At 35.8% G+C, this 18,987-nt stretch carries 17 protein-coding genes and 1 pseudogene; 13 read left to right on the top strand and 5 right to left on the bottom strand.

What is annotated here, in order from left to right:
- The first annotated feature begins 262 nt into the window (after positions 1-262).
- The 3 genes from ACIQZG_RS17005 to ACIQZG_RS16995 all read left to right on the top strand — a co-directional run bounded on the left by ACIQZG_RS17005 (position 263) and on the right by ACIQZG_RS16995 (position 4,534).
- The gene (locus tag ACIQZG_RS17005; RefSeq protein ID WP_402756674.1) at positions 263-1,240 is read left to right on the top strand and encodes a helix-turn-helix transcriptional regulator; all 978 of its coding nucleotides are present in this window, start codon (positions 263-265) and stop codon (positions 1,238-1,240) included.
- Between the two features lie 344 nt (positions 1,241-1,584).
- Positions 1,585-3,273: an AAA family ATPase gene (locus ACIQZG_RS17000; protein WP_402756673.1), complete on the top strand. Its 1,689-nt coding sequence runs from the start codon at positions 1,585-1,587 to the stop codon at positions 3,271-3,273.
- 883 nt (positions 3,274-4,156) lie between these two features.
- Positions 4,157-4,534: a cytidine deaminase family protein gene (locus ACIQZG_RS16995; RefSeq protein ID WP_402756672.1), complete on the top strand. Its 378-nt coding sequence runs from the start codon at positions 4,157-4,159 to the stop codon at positions 4,532-4,534.
- 155 nt (positions 4,535-4,689) lie between these two features.
- On the opposite strand, the gene ACIQZG_RS16990 is transcribed toward ACIQZG_RS16995, so the two are convergent.
- Together ACIQZG_RS16990 and ACIQZG_RS16985 are read right to left on the bottom strand one after the other, a co-directional pair.
- Positions 4,690-5,244 (bottom strand): flavodoxin family protein, encoded by a 555-nt coding sequence (locus ACIQZG_RS16990; protein WP_402756671.1) that lies wholly within the window; start codon positions 5,242-5,244, stop codon positions 4,690-4,692.
- Positions 5,245-5,428: 184 nt separating this feature from the next.
- Positions 5,429-5,602: pseudogene (locus ACIQZG_RS16985) on the bottom strand (IS3 family transposase); the annotation flags it as partial.
- Positions 5,603-6,050: 448 nt separating this feature from the next.
- On the opposite strand from ACIQZG_RS16985, the gene ACIQZG_RS16980 reads away from it, so the two are divergent.
- The 3 genes from ACIQZG_RS16980 (at position 6,051) to ACIQZG_RS16970 (ending at position 8,893) form a co-directional block, all read left to right on the top strand.
- Positions 6,051-6,896, top strand: a complete 846-nt coding sequence (locus tag ACIQZG_RS16980; protein ID WP_402756670.1) for a D-alanyl-D-alanine carboxypeptidase family protein — start codon at positions 6,051-6,053, stop codon at positions 6,894-6,896.
- A 12-nt stretch (positions 6,897-6,908) separates the two neighbouring features.
- On the top strand, positions 6,909-7,460 hold the full coding sequence (locus tag ACIQZG_RS16975; protein WP_402756669.1) for a hypothetical protein: 552 nt from the start codon (positions 6,909-6,911) through the stop codon (positions 7,458-7,460).
- Between the two features lie 164 nt (positions 7,461-7,624).
- Entirely contained in the window at positions 7,625-8,893 is a 1,269-nt protein-coding gene (locus ACIQZG_RS16970; RefSeq protein ID WP_402756668.1) for a polysaccharide deacetylase family protein, read from the top strand.
- A gap of 50 nt (positions 8,894-8,943) precedes the next feature.
- Here ACIQZG_RS16970 and gltS read toward each other — a convergent pair whose 3' ends face one another.
- Together gltS and hutG are read right to left on the bottom strand one after the other, a co-directional pair.
- Positions 8,944-10,128, bottom strand: coding sequence for a sodium/glutamate symporter (gltS, locus tag ACIQZG_RS16965; RefSeq protein ID WP_402756667.1), 1,185 nt, complete (start codon positions 10,126-10,128; stop codon positions 8,944-8,946).
- Positions 10,128-11,090 (bottom strand): formimidoylglutamase, encoded by a 963-nt coding sequence (hutG, locus tag ACIQZG_RS16960; protein ID WP_402756665.1) that lies wholly within the window; start codon positions 11,088-11,090, stop codon positions 10,128-10,130. The genes gltS and hutG overlap by 1 nt, the downstream gene beginning before the upstream one ends.
- Before the next feature lie 129 nt (positions 11,091-11,219).
- Between hutG and ACIQZG_RS16955 the strand changes: the two genes are divergently transcribed.
- The 4 genes from ACIQZG_RS16955 (at position 11,220) to ACIQZG_RS16940 (ending at position 15,378) form a co-directional block, all read left to right on the top strand.
- Positions 11,220-12,113, top strand: coding sequence for a LysR family transcriptional regulator (locus ACIQZG_RS16955; protein ID WP_402756664.1), 894 nt, complete (start codon positions 11,220-11,222; stop codon positions 12,111-12,113).
- A 194-nt stretch (positions 12,114-12,307) separates the two neighbouring features.
- Positions 12,308-13,543 (top strand): acyl-CoA dehydrogenase family protein, encoded by a 1,236-nt coding sequence (locus tag ACIQZG_RS16950; RefSeq protein WP_402756663.1) that lies wholly within the window; start codon positions 12,308-12,310, stop codon positions 13,541-13,543.
- Complete coding sequence (locus ACIQZG_RS16945) at positions 13,540-14,316, top strand: SDR family oxidoreductase (RefSeq protein ID WP_402756662.1); 777 nt, start codon at positions 13,540-13,542, stop codon at positions 14,314-14,316. The genes ACIQZG_RS16950 and ACIQZG_RS16945 overlap by 4 nt, the downstream gene beginning before the upstream one ends.
- 12 nt (positions 14,317-14,328) lie before the next feature.
- Positions 14,329-15,378, top strand: a complete 1,050-nt coding sequence (locus tag ACIQZG_RS16940; protein ID WP_402756661.1) for a phosphotransferase family protein — start codon at positions 14,329-14,331, stop codon at positions 15,376-15,378.
- Positions 15,379-15,710: 332 nt separating this feature from the next.
- Here ACIQZG_RS16940 and ACIQZG_RS16935 read toward each other — a convergent pair whose 3' ends face one another.
- Positions 15,711-16,328, bottom strand: coding sequence for a cupin domain-containing protein (locus ACIQZG_RS16935; protein ID WP_402756660.1), 618 nt, complete (start codon positions 16,326-16,328; stop codon positions 15,711-15,713).
- Between the two features lie 165 nt (positions 16,329-16,493).
- On the opposite strand from ACIQZG_RS16935, the gene ACIQZG_RS16930 reads away from it, so the two are divergent.
- The 3 genes from ACIQZG_RS16930 (at position 16,494) to ACIQZG_RS16920 (ending at position 18,915) form a co-directional block, all read left to right on the top strand.
- Positions 16,494-17,105: a histidine phosphatase family protein gene (locus ACIQZG_RS16930; RefSeq protein ID WP_402756659.1), complete on the top strand. Its 612-nt coding sequence runs from the start codon at positions 16,494-16,496 to the stop codon at positions 17,103-17,105.
- Positions 17,106-17,249: 144 nt separating this feature from the next.
- A complete protein-coding gene (locus tag ACIQZG_RS16925; protein ID WP_402756658.1) occupies positions 17,250-17,837 on the top strand; it encodes a TetR/AcrR family transcriptional regulator in 588 nt (195 codons plus the stop codon).
- Positions 17,830-18,915, top strand: a complete 1,086-nt coding sequence (locus ACIQZG_RS16920) for a DUF418 domain-containing protein (protein WP_402756657.1) — start codon at positions 17,830-17,832, stop codon at positions 18,913-18,915. The genes ACIQZG_RS16925 and ACIQZG_RS16920 overlap by 8 nt, the downstream gene beginning before the upstream one ends.
- Positions 18,916-18,987: the final 72 nt, after the last annotated feature.

The following is an 18,987-nucleotide window of genomic DNA, read 5'->3' as shown; positions in this document are numbered from 1 at the left end:
AAAAATCTTATTAAATTTAAAGTATAAAGAAATCGGGGTTCATTTGGGTTAAGGTGCTGTAAATTTACAGCACCCCAACATTTGATTTAGAACCATTATTACTAACTATTGACATTTTTGGTATTTCGAATTGTGATTTCTATTATTGTTAGTATAGTACTATTAAAAACTAATAATTAGAAATTTATTGGATAAAAGGACTGTTGATGTCCAACTAGCTTTGTAAAATAGATATAGTTATTACGAAGAAAGCGTGGGATTTATGGTGGATTCACAACAAAATAAAGGGTACCGAATCCTTTCGATGTTTGATCGACTTATTGAGGGAAAAGGTATAAATAAAAAACAAGAAGCATTTTTACAACAAGTGAGTGAAAAAACCATACAACGCGATTTAGATCAAATTAGAGAGTATATTGAAACGACAAAATTAAATTGTCATTTAGAATACAACCGTATTGAAAAAGTATACAAACTAACGAGTGAAGGAAAAAGTATACTATCTAAAGAGCAGGTACTTGTGATTGTAAAAATATTGATTGAGTCAAGAGCGCTACTTAAATCAGAAATGAGTGACATTATTGATAAGCTAATTTCAACGGTTGCAGAGGACAAACAGGATTTCATACATAATTTAATTCTCAATGAAAAGCACTTGTATGTAGACTTAAATCATAAAAAATCGTTGCTTCAATCGATCTGGTCTATTTCCGAAGCAGTACAAAAAAAGAAACTTATTAAAATACACTATTTACGTGAAAGAGATATAAAATCTTCAGAAAAAGTATTGAAACCACTGGGCGTAATATTTTCTGAGTATTATTTTTATCTAATCGCTTATGACAGTAAACATGAGAAGGAATTGCCAATCGTATATCGTATTGATCGTATTCTAGATATTAAGGAGTTAAATCAAAAATTTACTGTCCCCTATACAGAGCGATTTCAAGAAGGTGAATTTAGAAAACGCATACAATTTATGCATGCTGGTGAACTTATGTTATTGAAGTTTATCTTTAAAGGAACTTCTCCTCAAGCCGTATTAGATCGCTTACCTACTGCAAAGTTAATGAATAAGGAAGATGGAGAATATTATTTAGAGGCAGAAGTTTTTGGAAGAGGAATTAAAATGTGGCTACTTAGTCAAGGTGCAAATATTGAAGTGCTTGAGCCGATTGAGCTAAGGGAAGAAATGATTGAAACGATTCAAGCGATGCATCGAAATTATCAATGGAAATAAGAAAAGACTGAAGTAAAAGAGGCTATTTCTTAAGTCCTTTTTAGTCGAACAACAGGGTTTCAATATGGCAAAATCCACTTCGCTTTCATCGCAAATAATGTTCCTAAAGGAGTCTACGTGGATTTTTACCTTTATATCCTCAAAAATAGCCTTTTAACAGTACTCTCAACACACTTCCTTGCTCCTTATCACTCAAATCTATCCAACTTAAAGTAGTTATAAATCTCATTAAACTTCTATGAGTTTTAGCATAGTTGGATAGTTTTCTAAAAATTCTTTCTTATCGTTGCTTATTCCGCGTTATAATTGTAGAAAAACTGATTTGAAGGAAAGAAGGCAATGCAATGATTGAGAATCGTCAAGAAAAAGAGATTTTTTACCCTGATGGTGCGATTATGTACCGTGGTGGGGTGAAGAAAAATGATTTTGGTCACGATATTTATGATGGGCAAGGAACAATATTTGACCAAGAGGGCTATGTATTATTTGAAGGTGAATTTGTTAATCACATGAAGCAAGGTAATGGCATTATGTATTTGAAGGGGCAGAAAGTGTACCACGGCGAGTTCATTCAAAATAAAAAGCAAGGGAACGGTATTTTATATAAAGATGGCGAGAAGCATTATGAAGGACACTTTCGAAATGATTTAATGGATGGTTATGGTGTTTTGTATTATGAAGATGAAGTAGTAGCACCTTTTTCTGATATACGAACGCAGCACCTCCATTTAAATCGACCACAATATGAAGGCGATTTTGTCCATGGTATGAAAAAAGGGAAGGGCAAACAGTATTATCCGAACGGCTTGATGCAATACGAAGGTGATTTTATGTGGAATCGTATGCAAGGGGCTGGGAAGCTATTTTATAATACTGTAACACTGACAAAAGAAGAAATTGCCCAAGGCGTCATAACTTTGCAGTTTGACGGATACTTTTTTGAAGACATGAAACATGGTAAAGGGAAATACTATTCACGACAAGGCGTGCTAGAGGCGGAAGGTCAGTTTAAAGAGGATGCAATGACGGGTAAGGGTACATTGTTTTATGAAAATGGGCAAGCCGCATATATTGGGGAACTAGTAGGCGGAGAAAAACATGGGCGTGGTGACTTTTATAATGAAGCAGGAAAAATTATTTATAGCGGTGAATTTGTTCACGGCGAACGCCTACGAATAACGCCAGAAATCGAACGGGAAATCGCCAAGTTACAAGAGCAGTTAGACGGGCTTGTAGGGCTCCCGAATGCAAAAAAAGAATTACATAATCTTATTAACTTTATCAAAATTCAAAGTTTACGTGTCGATCATGGTTTGACGAGTTTTCCGATTACCTATCACCTTGTGTTTTCAGGAAATCCTGGTACTGGAAAAACGACGGTCGCACGTATTATTGGGCAAATTTATAAGTATTTAGGTGTGCTCTCAAGTGGTCATTTTGTTGAAACGGACCGGGCAGGCTTAGTTGCAGGGTATGTTGGTCAAACAGCTTTGAAAGTTCAGGAAGTTGTGAAAAAAGCAACAGGTGGTGTGCTTTTTATTGATGAAGCATATTCCCTTGTGAATGATAAAAATGATGCCTTTGGGAAAGAAGCTATTGATAGTTTACTAAAGGCAATGGAGGATTTACGAGATGACTTAGTTATTATTGTTGCGGGTTATACGGAGTTGATGGAAGAGTTTTTACAGGCAAATCCGGGCTTTAAATCACGTTTTAATCATTTTGTGCAGTTCGATAACTTCAGTACGGATGAGTTATATGATATTTTTGCAATGCTTTGTAAGCAAAATGATTATGTATATGGCGAAACATTCGGAGAATATATGAAAGCACAGTTACACCAAATTCCTGTTGAAGATATTGCGAATTTTTCAAATGGACGTTATATCCGCAATCTATTTGAAAAGCTTGTGACGATTCAGTCAAATCGCTTAATTCAGCAAAAAAGTATTACAAGAGACGAGCTAATGGAATTTTCAGAGGCAGATATTGTCCAAGCTATTTCAGAGCAGCTTTTTAACAATACATTTTAACTAAAGGCTGTTTTCTCAAAGAGAGTTGCTGTTAAAACAAAAAGCAGATTTAATCTACAAAACCTGTAGAATAAATTCTGTCTTTTTGTTTTGATATTTTTTGAATCGAAATTTTAACTAAAGAACTCCGTTTGTTTAAGTTTTTCTTTTCACAATCTTATGTTTTGAAAATAAAACTTTTATGAAATGCTTTAAAAATATAATTTCTTTTTAACACATAATTGAGGATTCGTGATTAATTTAGCTTTCGCTATTCCTCGCTTAAATCTAATATTGTATAACCATTCTACTATTGCATTTGCATCATAATTAGGGTGAATTCTTTCCTCATTATCTAAAGCCCAATATTCTGAATTTCTTTTCTCGTTAAAAATCCAATTTAGAAAATCCTACTGAATACTGTTCATTTTCCTATCTGCTTTTGATGAACAAGCAATGTATTGAATAAAATCGTTATCAAAGTCAATTGATATAATCATCAAAGTTTAACCCCTTAAAATCGTTTGAAATTAAGGCTATTATAGCATTCCTTATTAAACTATTCTGCGAAGTTAGTAGAATAATAGTACACCACTTATACCGTGTGAAAAGTAACTGATAAATGGTGCCCTTTATGTTTTCTTAATGCTCTAACTGTGAAATAGTTTATTTTTGACAAGCTGAAATATGCATTTGCACTACCCTATTTTCAAATGCCAAGTTTTTTGTATCTCTAGCCAACGATACTAGTAGAGGTAACTATCCAAATAATACGTACCAACGCCTTGAAATCGTCATCCATCCTTTCAAATGGCGTTGGAAGTACTACTTATGAGCGTTTATTCGATTAATACCGATAGGTAAAAAAACAAAATAAAAAGACAATCTAAAGGGGCTGGAAGTTATGGAGTTTGAAGAGCTATACAATATTGCGAAGAGTGCCTTAAACCCAAAACAAATTTCAAAGAATTCTTATGCAGGTTCTGTTGCAGCTGCAATTTTATGCGAGAGCGGTAAGATATATAAAGGTGTATGTATAGATACTCCTTGCTCAATGGGATTTTGTGCAGAGCATGCAGCAATAGCTGCTATGATTACTGATGGAGAAAGTAGAGTAAAAAAAGTTATTGCAGTTTATAAGGATGGGACAATAATACCTCCATGCGGAAGATGTAGAGAGTTTATTTGTCAAATTAATGATGATAACTATAAATGCGAAGTAATGGTAAAGGACAATACTGTACTTACTATAAACGACTTACTTCCTATTCGTTGGGAATAAGTATATTGAACAATTTTAGCATTACCTGAAACATACAGAACTATTGATATGTTAATAGATACAGGGCTATTTAATATTACAATATTCCATCAAAGTTCAGTAGAAACAAGATGATATAAACGACCTAAAATGATGAAGCTTTTAGGCCGATTTTATTAAGCTTTTATACGAGATTTAAGCTGCATATTTAATAACGTTGCTTGAGTTAACGCATGTTCATCTTTTGTGATTTCTCCAGGTTTGTTGGCTTCGCCAATAATATATGAAGTAAAGGGCATTTTTAAAAAATCAAAGATATATTGGAACTGCTGAATCATAGGCAATCCCTTGATTTTTGGGTCATCTCCGCCAACAGCGAGTACGATAGCTTCTGTTGTCTGTAACTTTTCCTTTAGTTGTGGGAAGCGTTCATCACGAATTGCATGACTCAGGCGATCAACCATGTTTTTCATGATGCCAGACATACTGTACCAGTAAATCGGCGTCGTGAAAATCACAATATCACTTGTCAAAAGTGCTTGAATTACTTGGTCGTAATCATCATCAATGAATTGGAATCCATTCTTGGAATGTCGTAAATCGTGGATCGGTTGAATGTTTAAACTCTTTATATATAATTTTTGGGATGGTATGCCTTTTAATACATAGTCAGTAAGTATTTCACTATTACTATATTCTCTTGTGCTACCAATAAAAGCTGTGATGTTCATATTTATCCTCCTCTATATTTTAAATTACTTATAGTTTATCATTCTTTCAATTTTATTCTTCATAATATTACCTCTTTATGAATTTTATGTAAAATATAACGTGAAAAAGCCGTAGCGTTTATAGACGCTACAGCGGATTGATTGATGCCCTTTATATGTTGTATTGACAATAGCATTATACCACAACGGAGGAGGGCAAATCAGGACCTTTATTAAACGTATATTGTTTACCTACGGGTTGTTCAAATCGATGTATTTCGCCATTTTTATACCAACGCATCCATGTTTCTATTTGCGTTTTATTCCGTAAATTTAATTCGATTAACACCTGTTTCGTTGGCACACCAGCTAATCGCATTTAGATAGCCTTCATTTTCACTTCGTATGGATAACTTACTCTTGTTCCCATTAGAAAAAACACCTCCAAATAGAAGTTTATGTATCTAGACCCGAATTCAATCGAAGATGCTTTTTTTACTTGTCTATACTTATGGTTGCAGTCTCAAGTGGTTTAATCATTGCCTTCCATCTGTTTCCGAAATAAGAATGCATGAAAATAATTCAAAAGCTTAAGAATTTCTTAAGGAAGATAATAGCTAAAAAATAAGATTTTGATTCTATAATTTTAGAATAATGATTACTTTGATGCTCTAATTAAGTAGGCATTTTTTTAAAACATGCCAAAAACGTTTGAGATGTAATAAAATGGGATATTATAGAAGCGTTGATTTTATTCACTTATCCATTTCTAAGCATAAAGTTAGAAAGTGTTCATTATTATAATTAGTGATAGGAGGCGTTTTTTTATGAAAAAATTTATATTACTATGTTGTCTATGTATGGCGGCATTTTTCTTATATGCAAATAAATCAACTGAAAATGTTGATGCTGATATTGATGTTGAAATACCTTCTTTGCATAGTCAAAATGCGATTTTGTTAAATGAAAGCGGACAGTCGATTTTTGAAAAAAATGCGGATGCTATTATCTACCCAGCTTCGTTAACAAAAATTATGACTGCGATTGTTGCGATTGAAGCGAGTGATGATTTGCAAAAGCATACTATGATTGATCCGCAAACAATTGCGACATTTACGGCGCAAAATGCTTCGATGGCTGGCTTTAAAGGTGGAGATTTTGTAACAATAGAAGATCTATTGTACGGTACCGTTCTTCCTTCTGGTGCAGATGCCACAGCAACTTTAGCCAAAGTTATTGCGGGTAGTGAACCTGCTTTTGTGTCACTCATGAATGACAAGGCACGTGAACTTGGTATGAATGATACACATTTTGTCAATGCCAGCGGGCTTCATGATAATGAACATGTGTCGAGTGTGCGTGATATAAGTAAGCTGTTTCGCTATGCGTTAGAAAATCCACTATTTTATAAAATCCTGACAACGAGAAGCTATGTAACTAACGTACCTAATGAGCTTATTATGTCTAGTACATTATTCACGAAATTACCTGGAGTTGAAAATGCAATTTTAGGTGGAAAAACGGGCTATACACCTGAAGCGGGGCTTTGTTTAGCTTCACTTTTGGAGAAAAACGGAAAGAATTATTTACTTGTAACAACGAATGCAACAGGTAATGTACGAACAGAACCACTTCATGTTCAAGACGCTTTAAGTGTGCATACGGCACTTTAGGAGGAATTTAAATTGCACCGAAAAATGACGTTGTTAGTACTTATAATGATACTCTTGACGGCTTGTACGGCGAAGGCTCCTGACGTACAGGATGTTTGGGAGCCGTACATTGGTACTTGTGTAGGTGATAATGGAAATGTGAGTGCAGTTGCTAACAATGTACTTGATTTAGGTGATACCATTGATCACTTTGATTTGCGTGGTGAAGTTTTGCATATAATTTATCGGTCAGACAATGAATCGCTAAAGAAGTGGTTTGATACAGCAAGGACGATGAAAGAGACCATTATTTATAATGCTATGATGGCTGCGGTATTTGTGCCAAATGCGTATGGCTATGCCTTTAGTATTGATGACGTTTTGTTCGAAGTGACAAGAGAAGCGTTAATCACTGAAATGTCAGCTCTATTTGAGACAATCCCTCAGGAAAATGAATTTTTCGATAAGGCAATTGTTTCAAAATTTTTACAACTGCAAGAACATGAGATTCGTAAATACGCCAAGGATATCACGTACCAAAAGTCATTCTTTAGTAAGTTTCCACTTTCAAAAATCGAAAAGTAAACATCTATCTAATATTATTTGTATTTCGAAAAATTCACAACTTTATTGATAAATACTATATTCTGACACTGGAAATTATTTTATAATAAAAATAATAATCCAGTTGTCAGAAAATTAGCATGGAAATACAACTTAGAATGCTGTATAAGGATGGTGTGGTGGAAATGAAGAAATTTTTATCTATAAGTGCTTTTTTAGCAACTTTCATTTGTTTACTATTGACGGGAGTGACTGAGGCACAAGCAAGTGAAGCGGCTAGTATCCATCAAGTGATCGAAACCCCTTTACCTATTTATCTAGATGCATCAGAAGAGAGTAGTGTCTTAGGTTATTTAACACAAGGTGATTTTGTTTCGGCTGAGATTTCGCAATCAGAATGGACATATATTCACGCTAATGGATTTACAGGGTACGTGTTCAGCTCAGGAATAACGAAAGCGCAATCCACTAAATATCTAGTCAATAAAAAAGAAGGCACATATTTATATACATATCCGAGTCCAACTGCACAAAAAAATGGCACAGTGTTTGATAAGAGTATCGTCAATGTATATGGTACAGCACCAGGTGGCTGGTCGTATGTACAGTATGGACATCAAGTAGGCTATGTGGCTTCTAATTCATTAAAGCTACCAACTGTGACGAAAAAAAGAGTAAACGCTGTAAAAGGTGCTCAAATCCATCTCACTGCAAGTCCTAGTTCTGAAGAAATTGGCACAATTACGCACCAAACTGTTGTTGAGCAATATACAAGCATTGCCGGTTGGGCATATGTCGAAGCGGGTGAACAAAAGGGCTATGTGAAGGCTTCGGAACTTACAGATCCCGTTTCATTAGGAAATAAAACGTACAATCAAGGTGTTGCAGTAGCGAATGGCCAGGTAAAACGAGTAGCGTTAACCTTTGATGACGGTCCAGATGCGAAAGTGACACTACAAATTTTGGCTATACTTAAAAAGTACGAGGCGAAAGCAACATTTTTTATGGTTGGAAGAAATGTGTCGAAAAATCAAGCAATCGTAAAGCAAATATATGAAGAGGGCCATGAAATTGGCAATCATACTTGGAACCATCCGAAATTAACGAGTTTGTCTAAAGCTAACGTAAAACAAGAGATAGACAATACAAGTAATGCTATTTACAAGGCGATTGGTCAAAATCCAACAGTATTCCGTCCACCATACGGAGCAACAAGCAATCAAGTACGATCTGTGCTTTCCATGCCGACTATTTTATGGTCAGTAGATACACTAGATTGGAAACATCGTAATGCCGCTAAAATTTTATCGTATGTAAAAACATCAGCGAAAGATGGCAGCATTATATTAATGCACGACATTCATCAATCTACTGCAAATGGGTTAGAAAATGTAATACTTTATTTGCAAAAGCAAGGTTATGAACTTGTAACAGTTAGTGAGATTCTACAATAATAGTAAAAAGCCGTGCAATGATCTAATCTTAGTTCATTGCACGGCTTCTATTATTTAAATAGGTTAATTGTAGTAATAATAATTGGAATACCGAATACGTCGATTAAAAATGCACCAACAATCGGAACAATAAGAAATGCTTTTTTAGATGGACCAAAACGTTGCGTAACTGCTGACATATTTGCCATAGCATTTGGTGTTGCTCCTAAGCCATGTCCTACAAAGCCAGCAACCATTACAGCTGCATCGTAATTTTTTCCAAATAACTTGAATAACACAAAGATACTAAACACTACGATAAATAACACTTGTACAAAGACAATTACAAAGAGTGGTAATGCTAAATCAGCGATTTCCCACAGCTTAACGCTCATTAAAGCCATTGAAAGGAAAATTCCTAATGTTACATCACCGATAAGTGAAATGCTTTTCATATTTACAGCATTTGGTTTAATTTTATCCATAATATTACGTACAAGCACCGCTACAAACATCGCACCAACATATCCTGGCAATACAAATCCAGTAGCTTCAGAGAATAGCGTACCGACATAAGTTCCAGCAACCATACTAAATGTGATTAATAGAATTTGTGTAAAGAAAGAGTCAGTTGTAATTTGTTCATTTTTATTTTCAAATTCTACTTCGGCTGTTTCTTGATCATCTGGTTTTAAATTATGTTTATTTACTAAATACTTAACTACTGGTCCGCCAATTAAGCCACCAGCTACTAAGCCACAAGTTGCCGCCGCAGCTCCGATTGTCATAGCGGAAGAAATACCCAAATCTTCTAACGTTTGTCCGAACGCTGCTGCTGAACCATGCCCACCTTCCATCGATACTGCACCTGCCATCATACCGATTAGTGGATGAACACCCATTAGTGAAGCGAGCGATACACCGATAACATTTTGCATTAAAGCAAGAACGCCACAAGCTAACCAATAGATGATTAATAGCTTACCGCCAAGTTTTACGAGCTTAAAGCTAGCGCCTAAACCAACTGTTGTGAAAAATGTAATCATAAATAGGCTTTGTAAAGATGTATCAAGTGATATTTCTAACGTTCCTGTTGTTTTTAAAAGCGTAGCTATCGCTGCAAAAAGTAAACCACCTACAACGGGTGCAGGAATACAGAAACGCTTTAAAAAGCCTACTTTATTAATTAAATATGTACCCAGTGCGAAAAGGGCAACTGCTAAAAATACTGTTGTGATTTGATTAAATGCTATCATTAGCCATTCCCCTTTATTAAATTGTTTAGTGCTTCATAAATGAAATAAGCACCTAATTTGACTGTTCTTCCGTTTTCATCAAGTGATGGATTGACTTCACAAATATCAAAAGAGTGTGTATGTGGATGTGAAGTTACTTTTTGAATGATTGCACGTACTGTTGTTGGCTCAAGACCAAACGGTGAAGGTGCACTAACACCAGGTGCATATGCTGCATTCAGTACATCCATACATAATGTTAGAAGGATATAATCGTGGCTATCCATAAATTGTTGTAATTGATGCATGATTTGTGCATGATTTTCAGTAGTTAAATCATCTTCTAAAACATATTTCACATTTAGCTCGCGTGCTTTTTCAAATAGCTCATTCGTATTACCATAACGTTGGATGCCGAGTACAAAATAATCTGTATTTGGATCTTGCTCTAGAATTTGGCGGAACATTGTGCCCGATGATGGCTCTACGTCATAAGAGCGTAAATCAAAATGTGCATCGATATTAATTATCCCGATTTTTGCATCTTTCTGAAGCGAAGTACGAACACCTAAATAATGTCCATATAATGTTTCATGTCCACCACCGAGGACGATACACTTCACATTCTTATTCCTCAATATTCCGACGATTTCACCAAGTTCTTGCTGTGCCTCTTCTAAAGCATGGTTCAGACAAAGGATATTACCGACATCTACAACTTGTTGCCCATCTTGAAATGTCCAAGGTAAGCTAGATAATGCTTCACGAAGTGCATTTGGTCCATGAGCTGCACCAAGTCGGCCTTGATTACGGCGGACACCTTCATCACATATAAATCCGACAATCCCAGCTTGAGGATTTTCTGAAGCAATTACATCATTTATTGGAACACGTTTTACTTCTTGATGAAGACGAAAACTACTCACATTTGTTGTTGAGTCTATTCGACCTTGCCAATGTTTTTTATCTGTCATTGTATACATGTTTCATCAACTCCATTAAACAAGTTTTGTATAGTGTTAATTTATTATATATTCGTAAAATTATAATTGCTAATATATAATTATTATTAATATATAGTTTATAACTATAAATAAGAAAGTGGGTTATTTATGGATTTAAAGCAATTACAATATTTTGTCTCCGTTATTGAGCATATGAATTTCTCGAAAGCCGCTGAAAAACTACATATTTCACAGCCATCATTAAGTAATGCCATTAAGAAATTAGAACAAGAAATTGGGTCCCCTTTACTTGAAAGAAACACAAGAAAGCTTCATTTAACAGAAGCAGGTCAACTACTATATGAAAGAGCTATCGTCGTACTAAAAAATATTGAGATTTTAAAATTAGAAATAGACGAAGTAGTTGTGCATGGTACGAGTGAAATAACAATTGGTGTGATGGAATCCATTAAGCATTGGCTGCCGAAAGTTATTTCAGAATATAAAAATAGATATCCGAAAATGGTATTTCATTTAGTTGATATTTTAGGAAGCGAACGCGTTAAAAATTCCCTCAGAAGCTATAAAACGCATTTAGTTATTACCAATCAATTAATTGATGATGAAGATTTTGAAGTTAAATCTTTGTACGAGGAACGTCTTGTTGCGGTTTTACCTTTGGATCATCCATTAGCGGAAAAGGAAAAACTAACAATTGCTGATATTTGTAAAGAGCCATTTATCATAGGAAAGGAAGGTTTTCAAACGAGGCGAGATATATTAAATGCTTTTGAAAAGGAAGGAAAGGACATTAAAATACAATTTGTCATAGAGCGTTTTGAAATTGCTTTATCCCTTGTTCGAGAGAATTTAGGCATTTCGATTTTACCTGAAAAATATTTACAAGGCCCAACGTTAAAAACAATTGTGCAAAAAGAAATTGATAGTCCCTATTTGCGACGAAATGTTTACTTAGTATATATGAAAAATCGACATCTACCGGTTGCTATTCATCAATTACTAATTGAAATAGAACAATGTTTTAGTGTGAAAACAAATTAGTTTATTGTAGAAAAGTTTTTAAACGAATTGTTTGTGAAAGGGAATGCTTTTTAAAGTGATATTTTTCTCTTTTAATCGAAATTTTATTCAAAAGATAATTGATTTAAGTGGAATGTAGCTGTAACATTTAATGTGTGAATAAAATGAATATTCATTCATTTTGATTTCGATGTTAAACAAAGGGGGCTTTCCATATGAATTTTTCTTATAGTGAAAAAGTGGTAGACTTGCAAAAAAAGCTAACGAATTTTATGGAGCAATATATTTATCCGAATGAAGCTGTGTATGCAGCCCAGGTAGAGGCAATGGAAGATCGATGGGGGGCAATTCCGCCAATCATGGAGGAATTAAAAGCCAAAGCACAGGAAGCGGGCTTATGGAATTTATTTTTACCGGAGAGTAAATATGGGGCTGGGCTAACAAATATTGAATACGCACCACTTTGCGAAATCATGGGCCGTTCACTTATAGCGCCAGAAGTATTTAACTGTAATGCACCGGATACTGGTAATATGGAAGTCCTTGTTCGATATGGTTCGGAGGCGCAAAAGAAGCAGTGGTTAGAGCCTTTACTACGAGGAGAAATTCGTTCATGCTTTGCGATGACAGAGCCTGCTGTGGCGTCTAGTGATGCAACAAATATTGAGGCAACTATAGAACGAGACGGCGATCATTACGTTTTGAATGGACATAAATGGTGGACAACGGGTGCTGGGGATCCTCGTTGTAAAGTTGCTATTTTTATGGGCAAGCATAAAAATACAACGGCTCTAATACATGAGCAACAATCAATGATCTTGGTGCCAATGGATACACCAGGGGTAAAAATAGAGCGTATGTTAACGGCATTTGGCTATGATCACGCACCTGAAGGACATGGAGAAGTTACATTTACAAATGTCCGTGTACCAGTGGAAAATATTTTATGGGGCGAGGGGAAAGGCTTTGCTATTGCGCAAGGTCGTCTTGGACCAGGGCGTATCCATCATTGTATGCGTTTAATCGGTGCAGCAGAGCGAGCATTAGAAGAAATGTGTGTCCGTGTACAAGCACGTAAGGCATTCCACCGACCTCTGGCAGACCAAGGTGTTATAAGGGAACGCATTGCGGAATCACGTATCGATATCGAGCAGGCAAGACTTTTAACGCTAAAGGCAGCTTATATGATGGATACTGTAGGCAACAAAGAAGCAAAAGCAGAAATTGCAATGATAAAGGTTGTTGCTCCTAATATGGCTCTACGTGTCATTGATCGAGCGATTCAAGCGTTTGGTGCTGCTGGTGTTGGTCCAGATACTACACTTGCAGCGCAATGGGCGAATTCACGTACATTACGTTTAGCTGACGGACCAGATGAAGTTCATCGTAATACCGTCGCAAAGCTTGAACTTAAAAAACACATCAGTAGACAAGAGGAGCTGGTGAAATGAGCGTACTAGAACTTTTTAGCTTAAAGGGTAAAACAGCGATTGTCACAGGTGGAGGGAGCGGACTTGGGGCTCAAATCGCACAAGGCTTCGCCGAGGCTGGCGCTAATATTGTGTTGTGCTCACGTAAGGTTGAAATGTGCGAAGAGGTAGCTACTGAACTAGCAAATCTTGGTGTACAAACACTAGCATTGCCTTGTGACGTTACAAATCCAGAGGATGTAGCGAATGTTGTTACAAAAACGAAAGAAAATTTTGGTTCTATTGATATTTTAGTCAATAACAGTGGGGCATCTTGGGGGGCACCTGCTGTAAATATGCCGTTTGAAGCGTGGCGAAAGGTCTTTGATGTTAACGTCAATGGTACGTTTTTAATGAGTCAAGCAGTCGGTAAAGTCATGCTTGAACAAAAGTGTGGGAAAATCATAAATATTGCCTCAATCGCTGGACTAGGGGGCACATTACCAGAATTCATGGATACTATTGGTTACAACGCGAGTAAGGGTGCTATCATCACTTTAACAAAGGATTTGGCTGTGAAATGGGGACCTTATGGCATTAATGTTAATGCGATAGCACCAGGCTTTTTCCCGACGAAAATGTCGAGTGCGTTAATTGAGCATGGACACGAATACATTTTGTCTGCAACGCCGTTAAAGCGTTTGGGGTCAGAAAATGATTTAAAGGGGGTTGCACTATTTTTAGCAGCAGCTGCTTCAGATTATGTTACAGGTGATGTCGTTGCGGTAGATGGTGGCATGAGTTCAATTATTTAAGGGGGCATTATAATGGCAGATACGATTCAAGTTCGAGCAAGTGAGCGCATTGATGAAGTGAAGTTACTCGCTTTTTTAAAGAAGCAATTCCCTGAGTTGCCTGAGGGTGAACTAGAAATTACGCAGTTTAGTGCAGGGCATTCTAATTTGACATATTGCTTGAGAATAGTTGATTTTGAAGCTGTTCTTCGCCGACCACCTCTTGGACCAGTTGCGAAGAAAGCGCATGATATGAAACGTGAATTCACGATTTTGTCAGCGCTACATCCGTATTTTCCAGATGTGCCAAAGCCCTACGTTTATATAGAAGACAGCTCTATAATTGGCAGTGACTTTTTCTTGATGGAGCGCAAAAATGGCATTGTACTCGACACACATTTTCCAAAAGATACGTACAACACTGAGGTCCTAGCTCGCCAAATATCTGAAAAAATGGTGGATTCGCTTGTGGCACTTCATGCCATCCCATATGAAGAAACAGCACTAAAAAATATCGTGAAGCCCGAGGGTTTTATGAAGCGCCAAGTACAAGGCTGGACAGAGCGTTATGAAAAAGCGAAAACAGCTGAATTGGATGAAGTTTCTACATTAACAACATGGTTGCAAGAAAATGTTCCTATTAATCAAGAATCAACAATCATCCACTATGATTATAAGTTGAATAATGCGATGTTTTCACAAGACTATACGGAAATGATTGGGTTGTTTGATTGGGAAATGGCAACAGTCGGGGATCCACTAGCTGATGTAGGTGTAGCCATGAGCTACTGGATGCATATGGACGATCCTAAAATTTTACTACATGCACTTGGAGGGCCACCGATTACAACTTTGCCAGGCTTCTATACTCGAGAAGAATTCATTATGCGATATGCTGAGAAAAGCGGACGTGATGTATCAAACATTGGTTACTATATTACGTTTGCATACTTTAAATTGGCCGTAATCTGTCAGCAAATTTATTATCGATATGTAAAAGGGCAAACGCAAGATGATCGCTTTGCACAAATGGATAAAATGGTCGCAGCACTTATAAAGCAAGCATCTAAAGCAATCGATTAAAGGAAGGGTCTCATGAGTCTGTAAGATAAAGCACCAAAGTATAATAATGTAACGAAAGTCGACAACTCTATTATTTATGTATTCAATTTAATATTTTCAGTAAAATCCTGTTTATTAGAAACAGGATTTTTATTATGCAGAAAAAGTACAGTATAAATAAAATGGAATAACAGATTATCCGACATTATAATTATTAAATTTAAACACACCACTCGCACCAAATTTCTTCTAACAAATTAATATATTCACGAGAAGAAATTAAAAGAGTGCGAATGCATGTTCTTATCTTAACACACGATTCATGTATTACTAGAAACTTTAATTTTCTAATTTTAATACGTATATCCTTGAGGGGGATAATAGTTATTATAATATTGATGGTAGTAGGGGTAACTCATAGAAGTATTATTAAAAGATGTATTACAATCTGCTGGAGGACCAATGTTTGTAGATGGCTTAATCGGTGCAATCGTTTTATTCCATTGCTGCTCATCTAAACAATATGTGTGCGCCATAACATTAGATGGCATGATTTTTAAGATATCTGAAGCTAATATTACTTCAGGTGTCGGTGCATCAAAAATTGCGAGCAAATGTGTATGATCTTTTATTCCGGTAACATAGTGCCACCATCCTTGCGGAACGTTTGCTACCTTTCCTGGTGTTATTTCATATTCTTGAAGCTTCTTCGTGAAAGGGTTAATCATAGACACCTTCCCAACACCCGAAATACAGTACACTAATTCCGCAGCATTTTGATGATAGTGAGGCTCAATCACATTATTTGCACTCAGAGAGAAGTCCAATAAAGAAACATTTTCAAGCGTATTTAATTGTTGGATACCAAGAAGGTTAATGAAGTTTTGGTCGTCTTTTTTAAATACGGTATTTGTATTGACGTCAAACGTAAACTGAGTAGATGGAGAGGTATAATCTATATAGGAAGTCAAATATACATCCTTTCTTCTTAAATTTCAAAAGTGTAACAAAAACACAATTTCTATAGTGTATGAAGGACCGAGGATTCGTGTGATGCACTTGTAGCTTAAGGTGGGACTACTGTTTGCTTTTCGGTTTAATGATACAATTTGCGAAAAGGGTGTGGAGGGGAAGTATTGGATCAAATCATTTACTTACTACGTCATGGTGAAACTGTTTTTAATACGCAAGGGCGATATCAAGGGGAGCTTGATTCTCCATTAACGGATGTCGGAATGGATCAAGTCAGACAAAATGCAGACATCTTGAAAAATCTCATTGGAAATCCAAATGACTGGAAAGTTGTTTCAAATCCACTAGGCCGAGCTTTGCAGAGCACCAAAATTATATGTGAAACAATAGGATATGATTTTAAGAAGATAGAGACCGATGATCGACTAAGTGAAGTGGCTGTTGGTGTTTGGGCAGGGTTAACAATGAAAGAAATTGAAAATACCTGGCCAAACCTTATAAAAGATACAGATGCTTTTAGTTGGTTTTTTAATGCACCTAATGGAGAAAGTTATGACACTGTTGTGAGTCGGTTAACCGATTGGCTTCTAAGCATAAAACACGAACAAAAAGTGATTGTTATTTCACATGGACTTACAGGTAGGATACTGCGTGGGGTCTACGCTGAAATGGATAAGGAACAAGCCTTAAAGTTAGAAGTATCCCAAGATATTTTCTTCAAGCTTTCTGATAAAATGATTCAAAAAACAAGCTTAGAATATGATAATTTTTATTGAAGTTCCTAATTATTACTTTTAATAGAGACTTCCCTAAATACGAACAATATTCGTATTTAGGGAAGTCTTTCTCGTACTTGAATATAAAAATTTTCCGTTATATAATTTACCTAACGATAGGTAGGTAAACTGGGAGGTACTTTTATGTCCAATAATACAAAAGAAGATATTTTAAATGCTACATATATTCTGATTGCAGAGCAGGGAATTCAAAAAGCAAGTTTTGCACAGATTGCGAAAGCAGTGGGAATCTCAAAACCATCGATCTACTATTATTTCGAGTCGAAAGATGATCTAATCAAACAATTATTTGATTTCTTCTGTACAGAAATTCAATTCAATAATTATTTTCGTATTGAAGATTTTACAGCTGAAAACTTTGTAGATAAATTAGTCAAAATTGGTGTTCAAATGATTCAGGACCAAAAACAAGATCCTTACTACGATAATGTAATGAAAGAGTTTTTGTCCCTTGCTGCTCGTGATAAATATTATCAAGATCATTTACTAGAGATTCAGTCATTCTATTTAAAGGGATTTGAGAAATTGCTCAAAAAGGCCTCCTCCCTTTCATTAATTACAGATGAAGCTGTTGAAGAGAAAGCTCATATTTTAGCTTTAGTTCTAGATAATATCGGGAATCTAATAATGGAGAATGAAACTATTAATTACAAAGGTATTTGGATAACAGCGGTTAAGCTAGTATTTTTGAAGGATGATTTAAATGGCTAAAGTTGCAGAACGAATAATTGGTATTGATGTTGCTAGGTCACTTGCGATGTTTGGAATGCTAATTGTAAATTATTCAGTTATTACCGGAGCAGAAGCGAAGGGGCCATCTTGGCTAATTAAGTTAACTTCCCTAATTGAAGGTCGTGCTTCTGCTCTATTTGTTATATTAGCTGGTATTGGGATAGCTTTGATGACAAAACGAGCACGAGAAAGTAACAATAAAGAACAACTTCAAAAAGCACGAATATCCATTTGGAAGCGTGCATTATTGCTCTTTGTTCTTGGTATGGGGCTATATGTAATTGGGTGGACAGGGGACATTTTACATTACTATGGGTTCTACCTTTTCTTTCTGGCTTTCTTTATTGGTTTTAAAAAACGAACAAATGTAATTATTGCAGGAATTCTTATTTTAGTTGCTCAAGCTATCCAGCTAACCTATGACATGTTTACAGGCTGGCAACCAAATGCTCTGTTTATGGGATACGTAGATTTTTGGTCGATAAGTGGTTTTACCCGTAACCTCTTTATCAACGGATATCATCCAATCTTCCCATGGTTTGCTTTTATTCTTATTGGGTTTGTCATTGGCTGCTATACTTTGAAAGATTGGCGTATTCAAAGAAATCTTCTTGCAATTGGTTTTACACTGCTTATCATTGCGGAGAGTGCTTCTGTTTTATTAATCAAACAATTAACTCCTGTACTCACGAGTGATGTTGCACAGTTTTTATTTAACACGGGACCTATTTTACCAAGTATGTTGTATATGCTTTCTGCTATAGGTTCTTCATTAATTATTCTAGTAATAATTCTAAAGGTTACAGAAAAAGCGCAAAATTTTTGGGTATGGAAGGTTATCGTACCATCTGGACAAATGACTTTAACGCACTACATCGGACATATAATAATCGGGTTATCAATTTTAGATAATCTAGGGCGAATAGAAAATCAGCAACTCCCGTTTATTTATATTTTTAGCGTTAGCTTCTACGTTGGTTGTATAATCTTTAGTGTTCTATGGAAAATTAAGTTTGATCGAGGACCGATTGAATGGCTGATGCGCAAGCTTGCCTAAGATGACTTCTTAAAATGGAGTTTTAGTCGTCTTCAACTATGTATGAATTTATAGAAGTTTCTGCAGAGGTTT

Origin of the sequence: Lysinibacillus sp. NPDC096418, assembly GCF_044762775.1 — a bacterium.
Lineage (GTDB): Bacteria > Bacillota > Bacilli > Bacillales_A > Planococcaceae > Lysinibacillus.
The sequence above is the reverse complement of the archived record's forward strand: the minus strand, read 5'-3'. Positions and strand labels throughout refer to the sequence as shown.